The 24,019-nt window shown below is 73.5% G+C and carries 20 protein-coding genes; 13 read left to right on the forward strand and 7 right to left on the reverse strand.

Annotated features, from left to right (window positions below; all coding sequences use genetic code 11):
* Positions 1–157 precede the first annotated feature (157 nt).
* The gene (locus ACH4U7_RS42275) at positions 158–574 is read left to right on the forward strand and encodes a hypothetical protein (protein ID WP_398533104.1); all 417 of its coding nucleotides are present in this window, start codon (positions 158–160) and stop codon (positions 572–574) included.
* A gap of 241 nt (positions 575–815) precedes the next feature.
* Here ACH4U7_RS42275 and ACH4U7_RS42280 read toward each other — a convergent pair whose 3' ends face one another.
* Complete coding sequence (locus ACH4U7_RS42280) at positions 816–3,002, reverse strand: zinc ribbon domain-containing protein (protein ID WP_398533105.1); 2,187 nt, start codon at positions 3,000–3,002, stop codon at positions 816–818.
* A 245-nt stretch (positions 3,003–3,247) separates the two neighbouring features.
* On the opposite strand from ACH4U7_RS42280, the gene ACH4U7_RS42285 reads away from it, so the two are divergent.
* The 7 genes from ACH4U7_RS42285 (at position 3,248) to ACH4U7_RS42315 (ending at position 14,013) form a co-directional block, all read left to right on the forward strand.
* Positions 3,248–3,946, forward strand: coding sequence for a carbohydrate ABC transporter permease (locus tag ACH4U7_RS42285; RefSeq protein WP_398533106.1), 699 nt, complete (start codon positions 3,248–3,250; stop codon positions 3,944–3,946).
* A gap of 8 nt (positions 3,947–3,954) precedes the next feature.
* Complete coding sequence (locus ACH4U7_RS42290; RefSeq protein WP_398533107.1) at positions 3,955–5,610, forward strand: beta-N-acetylhexosaminidase; 1,656 nt, start codon at positions 3,955–3,957, stop codon at positions 5,608–5,610.
* A gap of 275 nt (positions 5,611–5,885) precedes the next feature.
* Complete coding sequence (locus ACH4U7_RS42295) at positions 5,886–6,785, forward strand: FAD binding domain-containing protein (protein ID WP_398533108.1); 900 nt, start codon at positions 5,886–5,888, stop codon at positions 6,783–6,785.
* Positions 6,782–9,154, forward strand: coding sequence for a 2Fe-2S iron-sulfur cluster-binding protein (locus tag ACH4U7_RS42300; RefSeq protein ID WP_398533109.1), 2,373 nt, complete (start codon positions 6,782–6,784; stop codon positions 9,152–9,154). The genes ACH4U7_RS42295 and ACH4U7_RS42300 overlap by 4 nt, the downstream gene beginning before the upstream one ends.
* On the forward strand, positions 9,151–11,478 hold the full coding sequence (locus tag ACH4U7_RS42305) for a xanthine dehydrogenase family protein molybdopterin-binding subunit (RefSeq protein WP_398533110.1): 2,328 nt from the start codon (positions 9,151–9,153) through the stop codon (positions 11,476–11,478). Before ACH4U7_RS42300 ends, ACH4U7_RS42305 begins: the two co-directional genes overlap by 4 nt.
* A 64-nt stretch (positions 11,479–11,542) precedes the next feature.
* Entirely contained in the window at positions 11,543–12,346 is an 804-nt protein-coding gene (locus tag ACH4U7_RS42310; RefSeq protein WP_398533111.1) for a response regulator, read from the forward strand.
* Positions 12,343–14,013 (forward strand): sensor histidine kinase, encoded by a 1,671-nt coding sequence (locus ACH4U7_RS42315; RefSeq protein WP_398533112.1) that lies wholly within the window; start codon positions 12,343–12,345, stop codon positions 14,011–14,013. The genes ACH4U7_RS42310 and ACH4U7_RS42315 overlap by 4 nt, the downstream gene beginning before the upstream one ends.
* A 12-nt stretch (positions 14,014–14,025) precedes the next feature.
* Here ACH4U7_RS42315 and ACH4U7_RS42320 read toward each other — a convergent pair whose 3' ends face one another.
* The 6 genes from ACH4U7_RS42320 to ACH4U7_RS42345 all read right to left on the reverse strand — a co-directional run bounded on the left by ACH4U7_RS42320 (position 14,026) and on the right by ACH4U7_RS42345 (position 19,485).
* Positions 14,026–15,219 carry an ABC transporter permease gene (locus tag ACH4U7_RS42320; protein ID WP_398533113.1) on the reverse strand — a complete coding sequence of 398 codons (1,194 nt, stop codon included), beginning with the start codon at positions 15,217–15,219 and terminating at the stop codon, positions 14,026–14,028.
* Positions 15,216–15,989: an ABC transporter ATP-binding protein gene (locus ACH4U7_RS42325; RefSeq protein ID WP_398533114.1), complete on the reverse strand. Its 774-nt coding sequence runs from the start codon at positions 15,987–15,989 to the stop codon at positions 15,216–15,218. The genes ACH4U7_RS42320 and ACH4U7_RS42325 overlap by 4 nt, the downstream gene beginning before the upstream one ends.
* Positions 15,986–17,122 carry a peptidoglycan-binding protein gene (locus ACH4U7_RS42330; protein ID WP_398533115.1) on the reverse strand — a complete coding sequence of 379 codons (1,137 nt, stop codon included), beginning with the start codon at positions 17,120–17,122 and terminating at the stop codon, positions 15,986–15,988. The genes ACH4U7_RS42325 and ACH4U7_RS42330 overlap by 4 nt, the downstream gene beginning before the upstream one ends.
* Positions 17,122–17,730 (reverse strand): hypothetical protein, encoded by a 609-nt coding sequence (locus ACH4U7_RS42335; protein ID WP_398533116.1) that lies wholly within the window; start codon positions 17,728–17,730, stop codon positions 17,122–17,124. The genes ACH4U7_RS42330 and ACH4U7_RS42335 overlap by 1 nt, the downstream gene beginning before the upstream one ends.
* 161 nt (positions 17,731–17,891) lie before the next feature.
* The gene (locus ACH4U7_RS42340) at positions 17,892–18,515 is read right to left on the reverse strand and encodes a hypothetical protein (protein WP_398533117.1); all 624 of its coding nucleotides are present in this window, start codon (positions 18,513–18,515) and stop codon (positions 17,892–17,894) included.
* A 127-nt stretch (positions 18,516–18,642) separates the two neighbouring features.
* Positions 18,643–19,485 carry a DUF1963 domain-containing protein gene (locus ACH4U7_RS42345; RefSeq protein ID WP_398533118.1) on the reverse strand — a complete coding sequence of 281 codons (843 nt, stop codon included), beginning with the start codon at positions 19,483–19,485 and terminating at the stop codon, positions 18,643–18,645.
* Positions 19,486–19,615: 130 nt separating this feature from the next.
* Between ACH4U7_RS42345 and ACH4U7_RS42350 the strand changes: the two genes are divergently transcribed.
* The 5 genes from ACH4U7_RS42350 to ACH4U7_RS42370 all read left to right on the forward strand — a co-directional run bounded on the left by ACH4U7_RS42350 (position 19,616) and on the right by ACH4U7_RS42370 (position 24,008).
* Positions 19,616–20,212: an RNA polymerase sigma factor gene (locus ACH4U7_RS42350; RefSeq protein ID WP_398533119.1), complete on the forward strand. Its 597-nt coding sequence runs from the start codon at positions 19,616–19,618 to the stop codon at positions 20,210–20,212.
* Positions 20,209–21,213 carry a CU044_5270 family protein gene (locus tag ACH4U7_RS42355; RefSeq protein ID WP_398533120.1) on the forward strand — a complete coding sequence of 335 codons (1,005 nt, stop codon included), beginning with the start codon at positions 20,209–20,211 and terminating at the stop codon, positions 21,211–21,213. The genes ACH4U7_RS42350 and ACH4U7_RS42355 overlap by 4 nt, the downstream gene beginning before the upstream one ends.
* A gap of 176 nt (positions 21,214–21,389) precedes the next feature.
* Positions 21,390–21,698, forward strand: coding sequence for a hypothetical protein (locus tag ACH4U7_RS42360; protein ID WP_398533121.1), 309 nt, complete (start codon positions 21,390–21,392; stop codon positions 21,696–21,698).
* 55 nt (positions 21,699–21,753) lie between these two features.
* Entirely contained in the window at positions 21,754–22,698 is a 945-nt protein-coding gene (locus tag ACH4U7_RS42365; RefSeq protein WP_398533122.1) for an RNA polymerase sigma-70 factor, read from the forward strand.
* 119 nt (positions 22,699–22,817) lie between these two features.
* Positions 22,818–24,008 carry an NAD(P)/FAD-dependent oxidoreductase gene (locus tag ACH4U7_RS42370; protein ID WP_398533123.1) on the forward strand — a complete coding sequence of 397 codons (1,191 nt, stop codon included), beginning with the start codon at positions 22,818–22,820 and terminating at the stop codon, positions 24,006–24,008.
* The last annotated feature ends 11 nt before the right edge of the window (positions 24,009–24,019 follow it).

Genomic DNA, 24,019 nt, shown 5'->3' on the forward strand with positions numbered 1-24,019 from the left:
CCGCCGGAGCCCTCGCGCGCACCACGCCCGGCCCGCGCCCCTCTCGACCAGGGGGCGCGGGCCGGGCGTAGCGCGCTGTACGCATTATTTGGCATATGCCGCGCACCTCGCGGCATACGGCTCCGGCGGTGCGGAGTGCGCCGTTAGGGTCGCCTCCATGAGCGGGCGCGGGGAGAGCGGTGCCGAGCGGGCGGCGTACCTGGTGTTCGGGGCGCGAGAGATCGACGAACCAGACGAGCCCGACGGGGAAGCGGCGGGCCGGTTCCGCCAGTTCGAGAAGGACTGGGACGCCCAGCTGGAGCGGTGCGAGCGGCTGGCCGCCGAGCGCGGCTACAGCCCGGCGGGCAGCTGTGTCGTCTCGGCCGCCCAGCCCACCCTGCCCCGGTTGCTGGAGTGGGCCGACGAGCCGGACTGCGAGATCGTGCTGATCGCCGGCCGCGGGGTGCTGGAGCGGATGCGGAGCTGCTGGCCGGACTGGGACCAGTTGGTGGTCCGTCTGGCGGCGGCGGGTGCGCGCGTGGAGGCCGTGCCGTATCCCGAACCGGCCTGTCCGGCCGACGAGTCGCCCTCGTAGCCGACGACTCTCCCTCGTAGCCGACGAGTCGCCCTCGTAGCCGACGAGTCTCCCTCCTGGACGACGAGTCTCCTTCGTAAACCTGGTTTAGACCTCTTGTGGGCGGACGGACCCACCCTTAATCTCCTGCGTGTTGTGCATGGTGAAATGTGCGTTGCACAGGGTGCAACGCAATGCCGTAGGGGTTGTTCTGCCAATGAAGCGATCAAGCGTCTCGGAACTCTGTGTGTGCCTGTGGGTTTCAGGCTTTTCGGGCGCGGCGTGGCCGTGCGTCGTCACGGTGGGGTCCGAACCTCGGGGTGAGGGTGTGGACTTGGGTGGCGTGCGCGTGGTGGAAGCCGGTCCGCTCGGCGGCGTGGGTGCGCCGTCGACAGGTTTCGCGGGAGAGCCGTCCCCGCCGGGCCGGAGGAGGCTCCGGCCCGGCGGGGGTGGGTACTCCACGACCTGGCCCGCGCCCCGGGAAGGGGGTGGGGGTCTGGGTGCCATGCCCCGCCGGACGCTGTACCGCCCCGGTGGGGGTGGTGGCGGGGACCGTACGCACGTCGGGCATACGGCGGGAAGACTTCAACGCCCCCTGGACGGCCGCCGTTCGGGGCCTGTCAGGGGTGCGGGTTCGGCGCGAGTGCGCGGGCCGGGTGGGGGTGGGGCGGGTCTTGCCGGGGGTGGTACGCGGTCCGCGTGGCCGGGTGGGGAGGGTGGTGGTGCGGCGGGCGCGGCGCAGGTGGCGGGTGGTCTTCTTCGGGCGGCGCACCACCGTAACGGTGCCCTCGGCGGGGGTGCGGATGGTGCGGATACCGGTGGCACGCTCGGTGGTGGTGTGGGCCTGGCCGAGCAGGCCGCGGGAGACAATGCGACGGGCGGCTGCGTGGTCGCGGTCCAGGGACAGGCCGCAACCGGGGCAGTGGGCCCATGCCCAGCCGCGCTCGCCCAGCCGGTCGGGAGCGGGATGGTGGCCGAGTGGCCCCACGCATTGGGGGCACCGTGCGGAGGTGCCCCGAGCGGGGACGGTGACCACCGTAATGCCTGCTTTGGCGGCCAGGTGTCGTATCGCGTCGGTGACGGTGCCCCGTACCTGCCCGGACAGCCGGGCATTGCCCCGGCGCTTCCCACGGGCTTCGAGGGTGGTGAGGTCTTCGAGGTAGATCACGGACGCACCGAGCGCGGTTGCCTGGTTGACGGCCCAGCAGGCGGCCGACCACGCGAGTGCGTGGTTGAGGTGCCGGATGCGGGCGCACACCCGCTCATGCTCGCGCTCCAGCACCGCCGCCTTGTCCAGCAGGACACCCCAGGCGCGGTGCGGGGCGCCAAGCGGTTCGGCGAGCGCGAGGTAGTGGTCGCGCTTGGCTGCCAGGTCTTCGCGGTGGCCGCGCAGCCGGTGCAGTTTCGCGCTGATCGCGGTGGCGTCGAAGATCAGCGGACGGCCGTCGGTGACCACGCGGGCCGCCTCGCCCCGGCCCGTCAGGCGGCCCACCGCTCCGGTCAGCAGGGTGTTCACGCCCCAGTCGAAACCGACCCCGACGGTGTGCCCGGTGGCCTGGGTGGCGGGGTGGGGTCGGGAGTGGGGCAGGTCGACCGCGACCCGGCCGCCTGGGGTGGGGCGCAGGGTCGGGGCGTGCAGCAGCGCGTCCGCCTCGACGGTGGCGGGTAGGCGCAGGTCGATGACGTGCCAGGCCCAGTCCCTGCGGGAGCGGGGAGCGGCGCACAGCGGGAGCTTGACCCGCAGCCGGGCCCGGTCCGCGTCCAGGCGTTCCAGGGTGGTCTGCTGGCGGTCCATCGCTGCCAGCAGCGCCTGGCAGGCCACCGCCGGCGGCCCCTCCAGCACACACAGCCCCGACGGCAACCGCCCCGCATGCGCCCGGGTGAACTCACGGATCTGCCGGGTCCGGTTACGGATCTCCGCCGCGCCGACCCCGGCGGGCAGCATCGCGCGCAACGCGGCCCACTCCGCCCCGGTGCGCCGGGAAGGGTCAACAGGCCACGTCGCCAGGAGTGCCATGACAACGGCCCGGCGGTGCAGGGCCAGCCGCAGGGTACGGGCCGCCTGCTCCTCACCCGCCCGCCGCACCCGATCCGACACATACACCCCCGCCCGCCCGCCCGCTCCCGCAGTCCCACCCGCTGCGGCACACTCAGCAGAAGCAGAAGCAGAAGCAGCAGAGGCCGGAGCGGGGGTGTTCCAGCCCAAGCGGCGCAAGGCCATCCAGCCCTTGGACGGCAACGCCTCGCCCCGCCCGTCCACCCCGGCGGCCAGCACATCCAGCGAAGCCTCATCCCACCGGGCCGCGACCAGCCCAGCCGTCAGACCCCGGCACAAAACACTGAGGAACCCCACCCGTTCATACAGCACCCGCTGCCCAACCTGCTGCTCGCTGTCCTCCAGGACCGCACCGAAAGCGGTACACGTCGCCGTCGCCATCAACCTAGCCACGAGCCTCCCCACGCCCGGTAGCGGGGAAGCGCCCCGGACCTCCGCTGCCGGTGCAGGGGATCGGATCGCCGATCCTCAGCCGCAGTGCCCCTGGGCGTACACCCACCCTGCGCGCGGCCAGCACCAACCGAAGAAGCTCCATGACCACACCCTATGACCGCATCATCACCGAACAGCCAAAACCAACGCGAACCACGCACAATCGCATGACAGTTCGCCGAATTGCCCACACATCCACGCCAGCCTTGATATGCACCATCAACAATCACCAGGTCTTCGTGCAGCAGGACTTCGGCCGCTACTTCGTCAACAGCCTCATCGTGGCGGGGGCCGTGGTGGTGCTCTCGGCGCTGATCGCCTTCCTGGCGGCCACGGCCGTCGCCCGCTTCCGGTTCCGCTTCCGCACCACGCTGCTGATCATGTTTCTGATCGCCCAGATGGTGCCGGTGGAGGCCCTCGCGATCCCGATGTTCTTCCTGATGCGCGACCTCGGCACGGCCGTCCCCGGGGTCGGCCTCAACACCCTGGGCTCGCTGATCCTGCCGCACCTCGCCTTCTCGCTGCCGTTCGCGATCTGGATGCTGCGCGGATTCGTCAAGGCGGTGCCGGAGACCCTGGAGGAGGCCGCGATGATCGACGGCGCGAGCCGGTCCCGATTCCTGTGGCAGGTGCTGTTCCCGCTGATGCTGCCCGGCCTCGTGGCGACCAGCGTCTTCTCGTTCATCAGCGCCTGGAACGACTTCCTGTTCCCGAAGTCCTTCATCATCAGCGCCACCGAGAACTCGACCCTGCCCATGGCGCTGCTGGTCTTCTTCAAACCCGAGCAGAACGACTGGGGCGGGATCATGGCCGGATCCACCGTTATGACCCTCCCCGTCCTGGTCTTCTTCGTGCTTGTCCAACGTCGGCTGGTCTCCGGGCTCGCCGGGGCCGTGAAAGGGTGAACCTCGCCATGAACGCCACAGGTCTGATCCCGGCGCCCCGCCTCGCCCGCGAGTTGCAGTTCGGCGCCCTCTACCCCGTGGACTCCGAGACCGTGCTCGGCGCCGGTCCTGGCACCGAGGCCGCGGCGCGCTGGCTGAGCGCCACCGTCGGCGCCGCGACCGGCCTGCCGCTCCCGCTCGGCGAAGGCCACGACTTCTTCCTCTCGATCAGCCCCGAGGTCGAGCGGAAGCTCGGCCCCGAGGGGTATCGCATCGTCGTTGACGGCTACGCGATCCGGATCGAGGGCGGCGGCCCGGCCGGGGTCTTCTGGGGCGCGCAGACCTTCCGCCAGCTGCTCGGCCCCGACGCCTTCCGCCGGGCGCCGATCGCGCCCCGGGAGACGTGGTGGGTGCCGTGTGCGCTGATCGAGGACGCCCCGCGCTTCGGCTGGCGCGGCCTCATGCTGGACGTCGCGCGGCACTTCATGCCCAAGGGCGATGTGCTCGCGTATATCGACCTCTTGGCCGCGCACAAGCTCAATGTGCTGCATCTGCATCTGACCGACGACCAGGGCTGGCGTATCGAGATCCGCCGCTACCCCAGGCTCACCGAGGTCGGCGCCTGGCGCGAGCGCACCAAATTCGGGCACCGCGCCTCACCGCTGTGGGACGAGCGCCCGCACGGCGGCTACTACACCCAGGACGACATCCGCGAGATCGTCGCCTACGCCGCCGAGCGGCACATCACCGTCGTCCCGGAGATCGACATCCCCGGACATTCGCAGGCCGCCATCGCCGCGTACCCGGAGCTGGGCAACACCGACGCCGTCGACACCGCCTCCCTCGGCGTCTGGACCACCTGGGGCGTCAATCCGAACGTACTCTCACCCGCCGACACCACGCTGCGCTTCTACGAGAACGTCCTGGACGAGGTCCTGGAGCTCTTCCCGGGCAGCTTCGTCCACGTCGGCGGCGACGAGTGCCCCAAGGAGCAGTGGCGGGCCTCCCCGGCCGCCCAGGCGCGTATCCGGGAGCTGGGCCTGGCGGACGAGGACGAGCTGCAGAACTGGTTCCTGGGTCACTTCGGCCGCTGGCTGGCCGAGCGCGGCCGCCGCCTGATCGGCTGGGACGAGATTCTGGAAGGCAGCGCGGCCAGCGCCCTGGGGGCCGATCTGGCCGAGGGCGCCGCCGTGTCGTCCTGGCGCGGCTACGCGGGCGGCATCGCTGCCGCCCGCGCCGGCCACGACGTCGTCATGTGCCCACAACAGCAGGTCTACTTCGACTACCGCCAGGCCGCCGGCGACGATGAGCCGGTCCCCATCGGCTACGTGCGCACCCTGGAGGACGTCTATCGCTTCGAGCCGGTTCCACCCGAGCTCACCGGCGCGGAGGCGGAGCGCGTACTCGGCGCTCAGGCCAACGTCTGGACGGAGGTGACCGAGGACCGGCGGCGCGTCGACTACCAGACCTTCCCGCGCCTCGCCGCCTTCGCCGAAGCCGTCTGGTCGCCGCTTCCGCCCCCGCCCGAGCGGGACTTCACCGGCTTCCAGGAGCGCATGACGGCCCACTACGCGCGCCTGGACGCGCTCGGCGTGGACTACCGGCCCCCCGGCGGCCCGCGTCCGTGGCAGCGGCGCCCTGGCGTATCCGGACGTCCGATCGACGGGTCGCCCCCGATCGTGTGAGGTACGCCGGAAGGTGCGCCCGCAGGCGGCGCACCCCTGGGACCGTAGGGCCCCGGCTCAACCCCAAGTCGTACAAGGGTCCCTGAAACGTGGCAATCCACACCTGGCGGAGACGTCGCCCTAAACCCGTACCATCCCCCTGGTCGGGGACGGATCCATGCTTCACGGACCCTCGCGACGGCGGACTCGGAAGATGTGCCAGAGTTGCCACGTCCGGGCTGTCAGCACGTACCGTACGGCGCAACAGCCGGGACACCGGGGAAGGGGCAGCTGGGTTGACCACGCACGCACCGCAGACGGCGCACACGGTGACGTTGCCGGGCACGCTCGACGAGGCCGTGGCGGCGCTGGCCGCCATGCCCGCCGCCGTGCCCGTCGCGGGCGGCACCGATCTGATGGCCGCCGTCAACTCCGGGCTGCTGCGGCCCGCCGCACTCGTCGGCCTCGGCCGGATCACCGAGATCCGCGGCTGGCGCTACCTGGACGGCCACGCCCTGCTCGGCGCCGGACTCTCCCACGCCCGTATGGGCCGCCCCGACTTCGCCGCGCTCATCCCGGCGCTGGCCGCCGCGGCGCGCGCCGCCGGGCCGCCGCAGATCCGCAACGCCGGCACCCTCGGCGGCAACATCGTCACCGCCGCCCCCTCGGGCGACGCGCTGCCGGTGCTCGCCGCGCTGGAGGCCACGGTCATCATCGCCGGGCCCGAGGGCGCGCGCCGCGAGATCCCGGTCAGCCATCTGCTGGCCGGGGTCGAGATGCTGCGCCCCGGCGAACTCGTCGGCTTCGTACGCGTGCCGATCCTGCACGCCCCCCAGGCCTTCCTCAAGGCCACCGGGCGCACCGGCCCGGGCCGGTCCACGGCCTCGTGCGCCGTCGTGCTGGACCCGGCGCGGCGGGGTGTGCGCTGCGCGGTCGGCGCGGTCGCGCCCATGCCGCTGCGGCCGCTGGAGGCCGAGCGCTGGGTCGCCTCGCTCATCGACTGGGACGGCGACCGGGGGCGCCTCGACCCGCAGGTGACGGCGGCCTTCGGCGAGTACGTGGCCGCCGCCTGCATTCCCGACCCGGCTCCGCCGGCGGACGGCTCCGAGCCGGTGCCCCTGCCGCCCGCCGCCATCCATCTGAGGCGTACGGTGGCAGCCTTGGCCCGCCGAGCATTGGGGAGGGCACTCGCGTGAGTGACGAACAGCAGCCGCACCGGCCGGAGCCCGGGAGCGGGTGGCAGCCGATGCCACACGGCCCCGAGTACGACGCGGAGGCCACGGGGTTCGTGCAGCTGCCGCCCGACCACTCGCTTCAGGACCCGGCCGCCCTCGCGGGCGGGTGGGACCCGCTCGCGGCCCCCGGCACCGGCTACACCCCGCCGCCCATGACGGGTGGTCCGGGCGCGCCCTCGGAGGGCGGCCAGTGGCAGCCGACGGCCCACGCCCCTGGTTCCGGGACCGGGCACTGGGCCGTGCCGATGGAGGCCGGCGCGGACGACTCCGGCCAGTGGACCCAGCCCGGCCCGGCGGGCGGATCCGGCGATACGGGCGAGTACGCGTACGGCGAACACCAGAACCCGCACGCCCCACACGGCGCACATGACCCGCACGGCCCGCACACGACCGCGCAGTGGCATATGCCCGGCGCGGGGCAGCCCGGTCAGCCGGGCCAGACTGGGCAGACCGGTCAGACCGGCCAGTGGTCGATCCCGTTCGCCGCCGACGACGGCGTCGACGAGACCGGCGTGTACCAGGTGAACGACCCGACGGCCGCGGCCCAGTGGCAGGTGCCCGAGTCGGCCGACGGCCAGTGGGCCGTCCCGGCCGCGGGTGACGACGGGGTCGACGAGAGGTCGACGCATCCGTACGGGGCGCAGGACACCGCGCAGTGGACGATGCCCTTCGCGGGCGGCGCACAGGAGCAGCAGGGCCTGCACCAAGACCAGCCGCAGGGCGAGCCGGGGCAACCTGGCCAGCCCGGTCAGCAGCACGGCCAGACCGGTCAGTGGTCGATTCCGGTGGCCGGTGACGACGGCTCCGCCGAGGAATCCGGCGAGTACGCGCTCGGCGACCACGCCGTCCGCCGCGCCCCCGCGGCCCCGACGCAGCAGGGCAGGGGCCCCGCCCGGCGGCGCCTGAGGCTGCCCGGCGGCGCCGACGTGCCCGTCGAGCACCGCGGCGCCCCCACCCCGCCGCACGGCAGCACCGCCGCGTCCGGCGCGCTGTCCACTCCGGCGGCGGGCACCGAGGTGCCCGAGGTGGACGACTGGCCCGAAGAGTTGACGCACGGCGGCCAGGGCCGCCCGGCCGGGTCCGACGGCGGCCATACGGGCCAGACGACCCCGCCGCACGGCGTGGCGCCCGTGGGTGTCCGTGGCGGGTTCGTCGATGACGGTGCCGAGGGTGCCGACGGGTACGAAGCCCATGGCGCTCTGGCGGGCGAGGGCGTGGCCGGGCCGGAGGCCCATGCGGGCCTGGCGACCCCGCCGCACGGCGTGGCGCCTGCGGGTGGCCGTGGCGGGTTCGTCGATGACGGTGCCGACGGTGACGGCGGCTTTGACGGCCATGGCGGTCCGGCGGGCGAGGGCATGGCCGGGCCCGAGGAGCACGCGGGCCCCGCGACCCCGCCGCACGGCGTCGCGGCCGACGGCGCTCCCGAGGCCCCCCAGCCCCCCGCGGACCCCGGACACGCCGGGGACGCGGCCGAGTTGGCGCTGGACAGCCAGGGCGTGCCCCTCGCCCAGCCCGACCCGTCGGCCGAGGCCCCCGAGCCCGCCGACGGCGAGGCGCAGCCCACGGTGGAGGCGGCCATCGAGGCCCCCGCCGAGCAGCCCGCCGCCGCCCAGACCGACACCCCCGACACACCGGATGCACCGGGCACACTCGACACGCCGGATGCCCAGGCGGAGCCGCATGCGGCCCCCCAGGCCGACAGCGAGCACCCCAGCGCCTCGTACGTCCTGCACGTCAACGGCACCGACCGCCCCGTCACCGACGCCTGGATCGGCGAGTCGCTGCTGTATGTGCTGCGCGAGCGCCTGGGCCTGGCCGGGGCCAAGGACGGCTGCTCGCAGGGCGAGTGCGGGGCCTGTTCCGTCCAGGTCGACGGGCGGCTGGTCGCCTCGTGCCTGGTGCCCGCCGCGACCGCCGCGGGCTGTGAGGTCCGTACGGTCGAGGGCCTGGCCGTGGACGGGCAGCCCTCGGATGTGCAGCGCGCGCTGGCCGCCTGCGGCGCGGTGCAGTGCGGGTTCTGCGTACCGGGCATGGCCATGACCCTGCACGACCTGCTGCAGGGCAACCACTCCCCGACCGACCTGGAGACCCGGCAGGCGATCAGCGGCAACCTGTGCCGCTGCTCCGGCTACCGCGGGGTGGTCAACGCGGTCCGCGAGGTCGTCGCGGGCCGGGAGGCGGCGGCCGCTGCCGAGGCGGAGGAGGCCGCGGCGGCGGACGACGGGCAGGACGCTGCCGGCCGCATTCCGCACCAGGCGGGCCCGCCGGGGATACACGGCACCGGCGACGGCGGCTTCGACGGCAGCGGCAGCGGGAGGGCGACGGCATGACTGGAATCGCGGACGGCACCGGCGCCGCCACCGCCACCCCCGCCGCCGGGGTCCCCCTCACGCCCAAGGAGCCGCCGACCATCGGCCTGGGGATGTCGCTGCAGCCCGCGGACGCGGCGGCCAAGACCTCCGGCACCTTCCCGTACGCCGCCGACCTGTGGGCCGAGGGGCTGCTGTGGGCCGCCGTGCTGCGCTCCCCGCATCCGCACGCCCGTATCGTCTCCATCGACACCGCGCCCGCCGCCCAGATGCCGGGCGTACGGGCCGTGGTGACCCACGCCGACGTGCCCGGCGACGCCGCGCACGGCCGCCGCGTCGCCGACCGCCCCGTCTTCGCCAAGGACCTGGTCCGCCACCACGGCGAGCCGATCGCCGCGGTCGCCGCCGACCACCCCGACACCGCCCGGCTGGCCGCCGCGGCCATCGCCGTCGAGTACGAGGTGCTGGAGCCGGTCACCGACCCCGAGCAGGCGTTCGGGGCCGAGCCGCTGCACCCCGACGGCAATCTGGTCCGCCACATCCCGCTGAGCTTCGGCGACCCGGACGTGGTCGGCGAGGTCATCGTCGAGGGCCTGTACCGGATCGGCCGGCAGGACCCGGCGCCCATCGGCGCCGAGGCGGGCCTGGCCGTGCCGCGCCCCGACGGCGGCGTGGAGATCTACACCGCCTCCACCGACCCGCACGCCGACCGCGACCTGGCCGCCGCCTGCTTCGGCCTGGAGCCGGAGCGGGTCAAGGTCGTGGTCACGGGCGTGCCCGGCGCCATGGGCGAGCGCGAGGACCCCGGTATGCAACTGCCGCTGGGCCTGCTCGCGCTGCGCACCGGCCACCCGGTCAAGCTCGCCGCGACCCGCGAGGAGTCCTTCCTCGGCCACGCCCACCGCCATCCGACCCTGCTGCGCTACCGCCACCACGCCGACGCCGAGGGCAAGTTGGTGAAGGTCGAGGCGCAGATCCTGCTGGACGCGGGCGCGTACGCGGACTCCTCCGGGGACGCGCTGGCCGCCGCGGTGTCCTTCGCCTGCGGCCCGTACGTCGTACCGCACGCGTTCATCGAGGGCTGGGCGGTGCGCACCAACAACCCGCCCTCCGGCCATGTCCGCGGCGAGGGCGCGATGCAGGTGTGCGCCGCGTACGAGGGCCAGATGGACAAGCTGGCGGCCAAGCTGGGCCTCGACCCGGCCGAGATCCGGCTGCGCAACGCCATGGCGACCGGCGATCTGCTGCCCACCGGCCAGACCGTCACCTGCCCGGCCCCGGTCGCCGAACTGCTGCGCGCCGTACGGGACACCCCGCTGCCCCCGCTCCCCAAGGACGACCCCGAGGAGGAGTGGCTGCTGCCCGGCGGCCCCGAGGGCGCGGGCGATCCGGGCGCGGTGCGGCGCGGCGTCGGCTACGCCCTGGGCATGGTGCACATGCTCGGCGCGGAGGGGGCCGACGAGGTCTCCACGGCCACGGTCAAGGTCGTCGGCTCGGTGGCCACCGTCATCTGCGCCGCCGTCGAGACCGGCCAGGGGTTCACCACCCTGGCCCGCCAGATCGTCCAGGAGGTCCTGGGCATCGAAGAGGTGCATGTCGCACCGGTCGACACCGACCAGCCCCCGGCCGGGCCCGCGGCGCGCGGCCGCCACACCTGGGTGTCGGGCGGCGCGGTGGAACGGGCCGCGAAGATGGTCCGCACCCAGCTGCTGCAGCCGCTCGCGCATAAGTTCGGCATGTCGACGGAGCTGTTGACCATCGCCGACGGCAAGATCACCTCGTACGACGGGGTGCTCAGCACGACCGTCGACGAGGCCCTGGAGGGCAAGGAGCTGTGGGCCACCGCGCAGTGCCGCCCGCACCCCACCGAACCGCTGGACGAGACGGGCCAGGGCGACGCCTTCGTGGGTCTGGCCTTCTGCGCGATCCGCGCCGTGGTCGACGTGGACATCGAGATCGGCGCGGTGCGCGTGGTGGACATGACGATCGCCCAGGACGTGGGCCGGGTGCTCAACCCCCGCCAGCTGGCGGCCCGGATCGAGGCGGGCGTCGCCCAGGGCATCGGCGCGGCCCTCACCGAGAATCTGCGCACCTCCCGCGGCGTGGTCCGGCACCCGGACCTCACCGGCTACACCCTGCCGACCGCCGTGGACGTCCCCGACATCCGTATCGTCAAACTCGTCGAGGAACGGGACGTGGTCGCCCCCTTCGGCGCCAAGGCCGTCAGCGCGGTGCCGGTGGTCACCACCCCGGCGGCGGTGGCCGCGGCGGTCCGCTCGGCGTCCGGCCGCCCGGTCAACAGGCTGCCGATCCGGCCTCAGGCGGCAGTCGTCAACAGAGCCTGACCACGGGCTGAGCCTGATCACGGGCTGAGCCTGATCACGGGCTGAGGGGGATTTGAGGGGGCTGTTGAGCGCGCGCATCCTGGTCGCGGAGGACGACGAGAAGCAGGCGCGGCTGATCCGGATCTATCTGGAGCGGGAGGGGAACGCCGTCCAGACCGTCCACGACGGCCGCTCGGCGATCGACCGGGCCAGGACCACCCGCCCCGACCTCATCGTGCTCGACGTGATGCTGCCGCAGGTCGACGGCCTGGACGTATGCCGCATCCTGCGCACCGAGTCCCAGGTGCCGATCCTGCTGCTGACCGCGCGCGCCACCGAGGAGGACATGCTCCTCGGGCTCGACCTCGGCGCCGACGACTACATGACCAAGCCGTACAGCCCCCGGGAGCTGACCGCCCGCGTCAGGGCCCTGCTGCGGCGGTCCCGGGCCACCTCGGGGGAGCCGACGGTCATCCGGGCCGGGGCGCTGGAGATCGACACCGCACGCTACGAGGTGCGGCTCGCGGGCGAGACGATCGCGCTGACGGGTAAGGAGTTCGCCATCCTGGCCCTGCTGGCGGGCGAGCCGGGGCGCGCCTTCACCCGGGCGCAGATCATCGACCGGGTCTTCGGCTTCGAGCAGGACGTATTGGAGCGCACCGTGGACGCGCATGTGATGAACCTGCGCCGCAAGCTGGAGCGCGGGCCGGGGGCGCCCCGCATGGTGGAGACCGTCTACGGGCGCGGCTACCGGCTGGCCGACCCGGACTCGGACGCCGACCCGGGCCCGGACTCGGACGCCGACCCGGGCCCGGACTCGGACGCCGACCCGGGCCCGGACGCCGACCCGGGCCCGGACCCGATGCCGAGCCCGGGCCCCGCGCGATGAGCTTCCGGCTGCGGGCGCTCGCCCTCGTCATGCTGCTCGTGATCGCCGCCACCGCGGCCACCGCCTGGCTGACGCTGCGCCAGGCCACGCGGCAGGCGAACGAGACCGCCGCCGCGGACCGGGCTGATATCAACCGGATCACCGGCGAGCTGCGCCAGTACGGCCTGCGGCACGGCACCTGGGACGGCGTCGCGTCCGCCGTGCGCGAACTGGCCGCCGACACCGGGCAGCGCATACAGGCCTCCACCACGACCGGCTCCGGTGCCCCGCTGGCCGACTCGGACGTGCTGATGGGTCATAAGCCCCGCAAGACCGGCACGGGCGCACCGCTCCTGGTGGACCCGCGCCCCGAGTTGCGGCTGCCCGAGGGGCTGGTTCCGGTGGCGGCGTTCAAGCTCACCGCTACCGAGATCGCCAAATACCGCTCCGGGACGGCGTACGCGGCGTGTCTGACCCGCAACGGCTTCGAGGTGACGGTCGGGCGGGACGACCACGGCGTGCCGACGTACGCGGCGGGCCGGAAGACGGGAAGCGGCGGCACATCGGCGTCGCGCGGGTCCTGCCGGCGTCCGAAGCCGACATCGGCGCAGTACGCCCGGTACGCAAAGGCCGCGAGGCCCTGCCTGTCGGCCACGGACGAGGGCATCGCCCCGTGCCTCCAGCGGGTCTTCGCCGAGCAGATCAGCGACGCCGCCCCGCCGCCCCTCCAAGTCCGCCTCGGCGCCCTCGACGAACCGCCGTCCGCCCTCGCCGCCGCGCCCGCGGTCACCGTGGCCGTAGCCGTCGCGGTGGCGGCCATCCTCGGCGCGCTGCTGCTCAGCCGGACGGTGCTCCGCCCCGTCAGCGCCCTGACCGCCGCCTCCCGCGGCCTCGGCGAGGGCGACCTGGCCCGGCGGGTGTCCGTGACCGGCCGGGACGAGATCGCCGAACTCGGCCGCTCCTTCAACCGCATGGCCGCGTCGCTGCAGGACAGCGAGGAGCGTCAGCGCCGGCTCGTGGGCGACGTCGCCCACGAGCTGCGCACCCCGCTGGCCAATCTGCGCGGCTATCTGGAGGCGCTGCGCGACGGGGTCGTCGACCCGGAACCCGAGCTGTTGGACTCGCTCCACGAGGAGGTCCTGCTCCAGCAGCGGATCGTCGACGACCTACAGGACCTGGCGCTCGCCGAGGCGGGCGCGCTCAGCTACCACCGCGACCACATCGATCTGGGCGAACTGCTGGAGACCTGCCGCACCGCCCACCGGGCCCAGGCCGAGCGCGCCAGGGTCGCCCTCACCGTCGAGACGCCGGGCGGCGACCCCGTGTACGCGCACGCCGACGCGGACCGGCTGCGGCAGGCCATCGGCAATCTGGTGAGCAACGCCGTACGGGCCACCGGGCCCGGCGGCACCGTTCGGCTGTCCCTGGCGCGTCGCGGCGCGGGGGCCGTGGTCCAAGTCGGCGACACCGGGCACGGCATCCCCGCCGAGCATCTGCCGCACGTCTTCGACCGCTTCTGGCGGGCCGACGCCGCGCGGGGGAGGGCCACCGGCGGCAGCGGGCTCGGGCTGTCCATCGCCCGCCAGATCGTGAAGGACCATCAGGGGATGATCGGGGTGGAGAGCGCGGCCGGGGTCGGCACGACGTTCACCATCGAGCTCCCCACGACCGCCGCGCCCACCGCTTGACGCGGGACCCGCTCAGGACCCGGCGAGGGCCTGGGTCGGGGCCAGCCGTCCGGCCCGTATCGCCGGATACAGCCCGGCCAGGGCTCCGATGGCGAGCGTCACCCCGACCCCGGCCCCCGTGGCCCACAGCGGCACCTCGGTCGGCCAGCCCCGCACCCCCGCGTACACGGCGGTGATGCCCGTGCCCAGCACCGCCCCGGCCGCCCCGCCCAGCGCGCACAGCAGCAGCGACTCGGTGACGAACTGCCCCCGGATCTGCCCGCTGGTGGCGCCCAGCGCCCTGCGCAGCCCGATCTCCGGGCGGCGCTCCAGCACGGAGATGACCATGGTGTTGCCCACCCCCACGCCCCCCACGAGCAGAGCCACCCCGCCGAGCCCCAGCAGCAGCCCGGTCAGCGTCGACTCGGCCGCCTCGCGCGCGGCCAGCGCGTCCGAGGGCCGCGAGACCACCACCTGATTCGGATGCTCGGGGTTCGCGGTCGCCGCGAGCACGTCCCGTACGGCCGTCACCCGGTCTTCCTCCGTGCGGACATACACGGTCGACGGGTGGCCGTCGAAGCCCAGGTACCGCTGGGCCGCGGGCCAGCCGACCAGCGCCGCCTGGTCGATCTCGGGCGCGAGCGGCACCGGGTCCACGATGCCCACCAGCGAGAACCACGTGCCGCCCAGCCACAGCCGGGTGCCCGGGGTGTGCACGTCCAACCGCCGGGCCGCCTGCCGGCCGAGCACCACCCCCGGGTACTCGGCGGTGGCCGAGTCCAGCCACCTGCCCGTACGGACCTTCCCGCCCACCGACGCGAGCAGCCGCGGTTCGGCCGCCAGCACCTCGATGCTGCCGGTGCGCCCGCTGGGCATGTGCTCGTTCCGGTACACCTTGGCGTCCTTGACCGCGCCCGTCGCCGCGACCTGTAGCACCGGGCCGATCCGCCGGATCATCGCCGTGGACTCCTCGGGCAGCTGGGAGCTTTGGCCCGTGGACTGGCTGGGGGAGACGCGCAGCAGATTGGTGCCGAGCCGGTCCAGACGGCGGTCCACCTCGGCCCGCCCGGACATGGAGATCCCGACGACCGCGAGCATCGCGGCCACGCCGATCGCGATGCCCAGCGCGGACAGGAGCACGCGCAGCGGGCGGGTGCGCAGACCGGTGCCACCCAGGCGGACGACGTCGGCGGGCCGCAGCCGGGCCGGTCGCAGTCCCCGGCTCATGGCCGCCTCCCGAAGACCGCCGGGTGCGCCGGGCCCGCCGCATCCGCCCTGCCGGGCTCATCCGCCCTGCCGGGCTCATCCGCCCTGCCGGGCTCATGTGCCCCGCTGTCGGCGACGATCCGCCCGTCGTGGATCTCCACCCGCCGGTCAAGCGCCGCGGCCAGCTCCCGATCGTGGGTGATCACCACCACCGTCGTACCGGCCGCGTGCAGCTCCCGCAGCAGCTCCAGCACCGCCGCGCCCGAGGCCGAGTCGAGATTGCCGGTCGGCTCGTCGGCCAGCAGCAGCGCCGGCTCCCCGATCACCGCCCGCGCCACGGCGGCCCGCTGGCGCTCGCCGCCGGACAGCTGATGGGGCAGATGGCCGGACCGGTGGGCCAGCCCCACCCGGGCCAGCGCCGCCGAGGCCCTGCGGCGGCGCTCCCGCAGGGGCACGCCCGCGTACAGCAGCCCGTCGGCGACCGTGTCGAGCACCGGCACGCCCACCGCCAGGTGGAACTGCTGGAACACAAAGCCGATCCGCTGCGCGCGCAGCGCGGACAGCTCCCGGTCGGACAGCCACGCCACGTCGTGGCTGTCGATGGTGACCCGCCCGGCGGTCGGCCGGTCGAGCGTGCCCATGAGGTGCAGCAGACTCGACTTCCCGGAGCCGGACGGGCCCACGACGGCGACCAGTTCCCCGGAGCGGACGAGCAGATCGGCGTCACGGACCGCCGCGACCCCGCCGGGGTAGGTCTTCGTGACCCCCTCGAAGACGACTACGGGCCTCATTCGGGGATCCTCACCTTCAGGCCCTCACGCACGCTGGCCCCGCTCACCTCGACCTTGCCGTTCGCGAACAGACCGGTCTTGACGGCGACGAAGCGACTGCCCTTCCCGTCCCCGTCGGCACCCCCGGCGTCGGCGATTTCCAGCCCGTGGCCGCCCTCGGCGAGCGCCACCAGGGCGGCCACGGGAACGGTCAGGACGTTCTCGCGCTTGCGGCCGACGTAGCGGACGGTCACCGGGGTGCTGTTCAGCCGCCCCAGGGCCTCCTGGTCCTCGATGCGGATGAGGACAGGAACCTTGGCGTTCTTGGCCGCGTCCCCGTTGCCGCCCCCGTCTCCGCCCTCGCCGCCCCCGTCGCCCTGTGCCGGGGAGGCGTCCTGCCCGACCTCCGCCACCCGGCCCTTGACCGTATGCCCGTCCGGCAGCTCGACGGTCACCCGATTGCCGCGCTCCGCCCAGCCGGTCTCCCCGGCCGGTGCCTCGACGGTCACTGAGCGTGCGGTGCTCGTGTAGGTCAGCACATTCCCCGTGGCCCGGGCGCCCACCCGGACGCTCGTGCGGGCGATCCGGATCGGCCCGGACACGTACGCGATGTCCCCGGTCCTCACCTTGCCGGTCCTGGGCCTGCCCAGGTCCCTCTGCCAGCGCTTGACCGCATCGGCGGTCAGTTGGGAGTACGTGTCGTCCACGGTGAAGCCCGAGTAGCCGAGCATGGCCAGGTTGGACTCGAACTGCTTGACGTCCAGGCCCCGGAGGGGCCGGTCCCGGTCCCGGCCCACCGCCAGCTCCCGGTACATCGGCAGGTCCCCGTACAGCAACACGACGGGCTTCTCGTCCACCCGCAGCAGCGTCTGGCCGCGCGTGACGGTCTTCTCGGCCTTCGGCAGCCAGGTGATGGTGCCCTCCGCCCGTGTCTCGAACGGCACCTCCGGCCCGTGGTCCAGCGTCCCGTCGACCGCCGTCTCTTCGACCAGCGTGCCGCGGGTGACCCGTACCGTTCTGTCCCCGCGCCCGGAGTCCGACCCGCCGGAGTCCGAGCCGTCCCCGCCGCCGAGCCCCAGCGCGCCGACCACCGCCACGGCGGTGACCGCCACGGCCCCCGCCGCCACCAGGACGGACCTGCGCCCGATGCCCATCAGCCCTTGCCCTTACCGGGGTTGACCGGGTCCCCGATGATCGGCGCACAGATGCGGATGGCCCGTTTGGCGCGGGCCGACGTCGGGTCCCACGACATCTTTCCGTCATTCTGGAAGTCCTCGTCGGAGTAGCCGTCGTCGCCCACGTCCGGGGCCTCGGGAACCCCGTTCTCCTGCATGCACTTCGCGTAGCGCTTCCTGGTCGCGATCTCCTTGGCGGACAGCTTCGGCCTCTCCTGCCGCTCCAGCTCCTCGGGCACCGGGAGCGAGAACTTCTCGCACTTCACCTGGGCCCGGGTGAACTTCGGGTCCGCCTTCAACTCCCGCGCGTCGCCGAAGTCGATGTGGCCCTTCGCATCGGGGTCGGGGACCTCAAGCCCCTCCTCGCGGAGACACTTGACGAACCTGCGCTGCCCCTCGACGTACCGCGCGATCTCGCCGTCCCCGGCCTTCGACGAACCGGCCTTGGTCCTTCCGTCCCCCGCCGAGGCCACCTCGTCCCCGCCTCCGCCGCCCCCACCACAACCGCTCAGCCCCAGCGCCACCACCGACACCACCACGGCCGGCCACGCCCGAGCCGCGAACCGTCGCCGCGCACATGCCTTCATGGACACAGATCCCTCAATCACTCGTGACCGCCCGGACGCTGGTGCGGCCGGGCGGGCTCGAACGTATGAGGGGCCCTATGAAGAACCTATGAAGAAGCCATCAAGAACCGACGCGGGAGCCGCCACCGCCACGCGTCACCGCCGTACATCACCGCCGTACATCACTGCATCCAGGCGCTGAAGGCCTGCTGGGTCGCCGTGCGCAGCAGCTCGTCCTCCACCGCCCGCAGCGTGCCCCCGGCGGCCACCGGCGACGCCCCGTACGGCCGCCCCTTGGCACGCCACAGCTCCTTGGCGTCCGGCGTGGCGACCAGGCACTGCGAGCGCAGGTCCCCGGCGATCCAGAGCATGCCGCGGCCGTCGGGCGTACCGTGCCATACGGTGTCGGGCACGGCCGAGTCCAGCTCCCGGGCGACGCTGCCGTCGGGCGCCAGCAGCAGGATCAGCCGCTGGTGGTCCTTCGTCTCCTCCAGCTGACACGGCCAGGCCTGGAACGGGTGGCTGAGGGCGACGGTGAGCTTCGGCGCGGTCACGGCGAGGCCGACCGCACCGCCAAGACCGGAGAAGAACGCCAAGGTCCCCGCCAGGCCGGCCACGGCCACGCCCGCGTTCAGCGAGACCGGCACCACCCACTTCACGGCGGCGACGGTCGCCGCCACCATCACCACGGCGAACAGCATGCCGTTGCGGGCCGCGGTCCTCTCGCGCCGCAGCCGCTCGTAGACCCCCGGATGGGTCGCCGCCGTTCCGCCCGACACCTGATATCCGTACTCGTCCGCCAGCATGATGCCCCTCCGTCCGTCGCCTTGCGGCCCTGGAAGGGATGTTGACGGGGCGCGGTGGCGCCCTGCCAGGTTCTTCAGGCGTCCCGGACAGTCCCGGACACCCCAAGGCATGGCAGGGCGCCTGGCCTCACCATATGTCCGGGGTCGGGACCGCCTGGCCGAAGTCGCCGATCCGCAGCGCGTCGGTGGGTATCGCCCAGTGCATCCAGCCGCCGTCGCCGCCGATGGACCACTCTTCGTGCCCGGACAGCTGAAGCAGATGGTGGTAGCGGTTCGGGTCCTTGCCGAACGGCACCATCGGCGAGCTGCCGGTGGGGAACTGGGGCCTGCCGAAGGCCATGTCCTCGGAGTCGAGCGCGCCCGGCCGCTCCGACCACTCGGTGAGCCGATTCTCCACATAGTCGCCGGGCATGGCCCTGGCCATGTCGTCGGCGTCGGGCCCCACATCGAAGCCGTTCCAGGCAGGATCCCAGGTGTCGGGGAACGCGAACCCGGGCTTCGCCGCCCACGGGATCGGCTCGAAGACGCTCGACCGGGCGGGCGGTTCCGTCTCGACGGCGTGCGCGAAGCGGGCCGGGATGACGCTGCTCACCTCGGCCTCGTAGTGGCTGTATTTCTGCATCAGGTCGTAGGAAACGGGGTCGTGCTGCTCGGATTCGGTGTCGAGATAGAAGAAGTTGAGCAAGCCCGTCCCGGCGGGGAGGACATCGCCGAGCCAGGGGGAGAGGGTGTCGGCGTCGAGGACGGCGATCAGGCTCAGCGGAAAGCCGTCACAGGTCGGCCAAGGAGTGCCCGGTTCGAGCATCGCTCTGCCCCCGAAGCGACTGTGCCCGGCGGCCTCCCCGGGGTTCTCGGCCGCGGTGAGCGCGAAACCCGGCCGGGCCAAGTCCACGTAGCGGGCGGCGAGTTCCGGGCCCAGGCGCTCGGCGCAGAAATCGCGAAGGGCGGAGAGTGTGCTCTCTGGATCCATGGCCGCATTCAAGCACCCGCCCCCGACAGGCCGCCCCCGACAGGCCCGTCTCCCGGCGCGAACGCTATCGGCTCCGCCCGACAAGTAGGGGGTGTGACAGTCCACTTGGGCGGTCGGAGACGGAGGCCCTGTGACCAGGGAACAACATACGGACGATACGGACGGCGAGCTGCTGCGGCGCTCGCAGCGGGACCCGACCGCGTTCGAACCGCTGGTGGCCCGCCACTCGGCGGCGCTGCACGGCTATCTCGTACGGCGTGCCCCGGGCGCGGCGGACGACCTGCTGTCGGAGCTGTGGCTGCGCGCGTACGCGAGCCGGGACGGCTTCGACGCGGCGCGCGGGACGGCCAGAGCCTGGCTGTTCGGGGTGGCCCGAAACGTCCTGGCGGCGCACTGGCGCCGACTGGAGACCGAGGCGCCGCCGGGCTCGGCGCGGTTCGCGGAGGGCATCGCCAGCGACCCGTGGCAGGCCGTCGACCAGCGGCTGGACGCCGCGGCGGTCGCGCCGGTGCTGCGCCACGCGCTGACCAAACTGCCCGCCGTCGAACGGGAGTTGCTGCTGCTCATCGCCTGGGAGCAGCTCACCCCCACCGAGGCCGCCTCGGTCATCGGTGTCCCTCCGGGCACCGCCCGCTCCCGGCTGCACCGCGCCCGTACCCGGCTGCGCGAGCGGCTCGGCGCCCTCGTCTCCTCCGCCCAGATGTCCAAGACAGGAGAATCCGCATGACCCGCACCGACACCTTCGGTTCCGACACCTTCGGTTCCGACCGCCCGCAGGACCACCTCGACTTCCCCGGAGCGGAGACCCTGATGGCCGCCGGCCGGGTGGCGCCGCCGAAGGCCGAGACCGTGGCGGCGGCGCAGGCCGTCGTCCGCGCGGCGATCGAGCGGGACGCCGAGGTCGCCGCTCTCACCCCTGCCGCCGGCACCCCCGCCGCCGGCACCCCGTCGGCCGCGCGCCCCCGCCGCCGCGCGGGCTTCGCCGGGCTGTTCTTCCGCCCCCGCGTCGTGGTCACGGCGCTGGCCGCGGCCGTTGCCGCCGGGGTCATCGCCTACCCGGCCCTCACCGCGACCGACAGCGCACCGTCGCAGCCCCCGCGGGCCGTCTCGGCCAAGGCGTTCCTCAACGACATGGCACAGGTCGCGGCCGCCACCCCCGCCACCAAGGCCCCGTACTGGAAGACCAGCCTCACCGTCACCGTCCCGGCGGACGGCGAGAAGGAGCGCACCCACACCAGGTATCTGGACCGGAAGGGGAAGTCCACCGAGGTGAACCCGGACGGGTCCACCCAGGTCACCCTCACGGCCCGCGCATACGCCGTCGGTGACCGGACCCTCGGCTGGAACCAGCTCGACAAGCTCCCCACCGACCCCAAGGCCCTCGCCGCGCTGCTGCCCTCCCCCAACTCCGCCGACGGCAAGGCCAAGAGCACCTTCGACAACGCCACCGCCCTCCTCGGCGAGTCCCCGGCGCGCCCCGACCTGCGCGCCGCGCTCTACCGCGTCCTGGCCGGCCTCCCCGGCGTCGAGGTCGCCGGCCCCGCCAAGGACGCCACCGGCCGCACGGGCACGGCCCTGGAGTGGACCACCGACTCCGGCACCCTCCGCCTGATCGTCAACCCCAGGACCGGAGACCTCCTGGAGGAGACGGAGACCGCCCCCAGGACCGGCGCCCTCCAGGCCCGCTACACCTACCTGTCCAACGCCCCCGCGGACAGCATCGGCTGATCCCTGGCCCGCCTGCCGCGCCCGGGGGCTCAGGGCGCGGCGAGGTGTCCCTGGCCGGAGTCGGCGCATCGCGGGGGTATGCCACCGGCGACGGCCAGGGCGCGCCGCCGGCGTGACGTTCGTACGGGGCGCACCTGACCACGCGGGCGGACGCGTCGGCCGCGAGAATGTGCTCCATGCCGCCTCACCACCTGCGCTTCTTCTTCGAAGCCGGCGTCCCGCACACCCCGCTGTGGCCGGACGACGTCGACAGCCCGTACGGCTCCCCCTGCGAGCTGGAACGACTGCCGATCAGCCCGGCCACCCAGGCCGAACTGGCGAGGCTGTGCGAGTGGTACCAGTCGTCCCTCGACTGGGATTACCCACCGGATCCGTCGCCGTGGCCCCAAGAGGAATGGGACCGGTTCGGACAGCAGGCGGACGCGGCATTGGCCGCCCTGCGCCGGGAGTTGGGCGAAGGATGGACGGTCGAGGACCGGCGCTGACCGGCCGCCCCGGGGCACCGCCGCCCGCCGATGGGCCGCTAGTAGGATCGGGCCCATGGCCCTGACCATGAGCGACGTGGACCGGTTCGAGGCATCCAGGCCCCGTCTGGAGGCCATCGCCTACCGCCTCCTCGGTTCCGCGAGCGAGGCCGAGGACGCCGTGCAGGAGGCGTTTCTGCGCTGGCAGGCCACCGACGTCGACCGTATCGAGGTCCCCGAGGCCTGGCTGACGAAGGTCCTCACCAACCTGTGCCTCAACCAGCTCACTTCGGCCCGCGCGCGGCGCGAGACCTATGTGGGCCAATGGCTCCCCGAGCCGCTGCTCGCCGGGGACGTGATGCTCGGCCCGGCCGACACCGCCGAGCAGCGCGAATCGGTCTCGTACGCGGTCCTCACCCTCATGGAGCGCCTGTCCCCCAACGAGCGGGCGGTGTACGTGCTGCGGGAGGCCTTCGACTACCCGCACCGGGAGATCGCCGAGATCCTGGACATCACCGAGGCCTCCAGCCAGCAGATCTTCCACCGCGCCAAGAAGCATGTCGCGGACGGCCAGGCCCGTACCGAGGTCGACGAGGCCGCCGCCCGGCGGATCGTCGAGGAGTTCCTCGCGGCCGCCACCAGCGGCCGGACCGAGCCGCTTGTGCGGCTGCTCACCCAGGACGCCATCGCGATCGGCGACGGCGGCGGGAAGATCCCGGCCCGCACCAAGCCGTTCGAGGGCGCCGTCGCGGTCGCGAAGTTCATGTGGGGCCTGTTCAAGCCCAGCAAGGCCAAGCGCGCCTATGCCGGCGGCTCACCCGAGGTCTACGCCACGACCGCCAACGGCGACCCCGCCGTCGTGGCGGTCGTCGACGGCCGGGTCGTCGGCGTCGTGTGCCTGGAGGTCACCGCCGAGGGCATCGCCGCGTTCCGTAACCAGGTCAACCCCGACAAGCTCGAACGTGCGAGCGAGCAGTGGGCGGCCGTCGACCACGGGGAACCCCTGCTCCACGCCTTCTGATCCGCTGACCCGGTGTGAGGTGCTTCACATCGCCTTCCTGTCAGGAAACGGCGGGCCGCCCGGTTCAAGGGGCGACTCGCTGAAGACAGGAACGGACAGGAACAGACAGGAGCAAGGACATGCAGCACCGCATCATCGTCCTCGGAGCCGGATACACCGGAGCCAGCGCCGCCGGCCGCCTCGCCAAGCGGCTGCACCGCGAGGACGTCGCCATCACCCTCGTCAACGCCGAGCCCGACTTCGTCGAGCGCGTCCGGATGCACCAGCTGGCGGTCGGCCAGGACCTCAAGCTCCGGCCCTTCGACGAGATGTTCGCGGGCACGGGCGTCGAACTGAAGCTCGCGAGGGTCACCGGCGTCGACGTCGACCGTAAGACCGTCGCCGTCATCGACGCGAACGCCGCCGAGGAAGGGGAACTGGGGTACGACACCCTCGTGTACGCCCTCGGCAGCGGCTGGAACGACCAGGGCGTCCCCGGCACCGCCGAGCACGCTCATGAGGTCGCCGGCCGCCCCGGAGCGCTCCAGCTGCGCGAGCGCCTGGCCCGCCTGGGCGCCGGACAGTCCGTGGTCGTCGTCGGTGGCGGCCTCACCGGTCTGGAGGCCGCGACCGAGATCGCCGAGGCCCGCCCGGACCTCGCCGTCGCCCTCGCCGCCCGCGGCGGCCTCGGCGACTGGCTCTCGCCCAAGGGCCGCCGGCATGTGCGGAAGGTCTTCGACAAGCTCGGCATCACCGTGCACGAGCACAGCGCCGTCACCGCCGTCGAGGCCGACCGCGTCGCCACCGCCGACGGCAAGGCCATCCCGGCCGCGGTCACCGTGTGGACCACCGGCTTCGCGGTCCACCCGATCGCGAAGGCCACCACCCTGGAGGCCACCGGCACCGGTCAGATCGTGGTCGACGCGACCATGCGCTCGGTCTCGCACCCGGATGTGTACGCCATCGGTGACGCGGCCATGGTGATGGGCCCCGGCGACAAGCCGCTGCGGATGTCGTGCGCCTCGGGCGTCCCCACCGCGTGGCAGGCCGCCGACGCCATCGCGGCGCGCCTGACCGGCGGGAAGCTCCCGAACGTGTCGCCCCGCTACTTCAACCAGTGCATCTCGCTGGGCCGCAAGGAAGGCGTGATCCAGTACGTCACCGCCGACGACCGCGCCGTCCGGGCGGCCCTGACCGGACGGCTCGCCGCCGTCTACAAGGAGCTGGTCTGCAAAAGCGCGGCCTGGGGCGTCGCCAACCCGACGCTCGGGATGCCGAGCCGGCGCCGCCGCGTCGTACGGGAGCGGGCCCAGGCGGCATCGGCGGTCTGAAGGAGCGAGAC

It is taken from the genome of Streptomyces sp. NPDC020845 (assembly GCF_044334165.1).
Classification (GTDB): Bacteria; Actinomycetota; Actinomycetes; order Streptomycetales; family Streptomycetaceae; genus Streptomyces.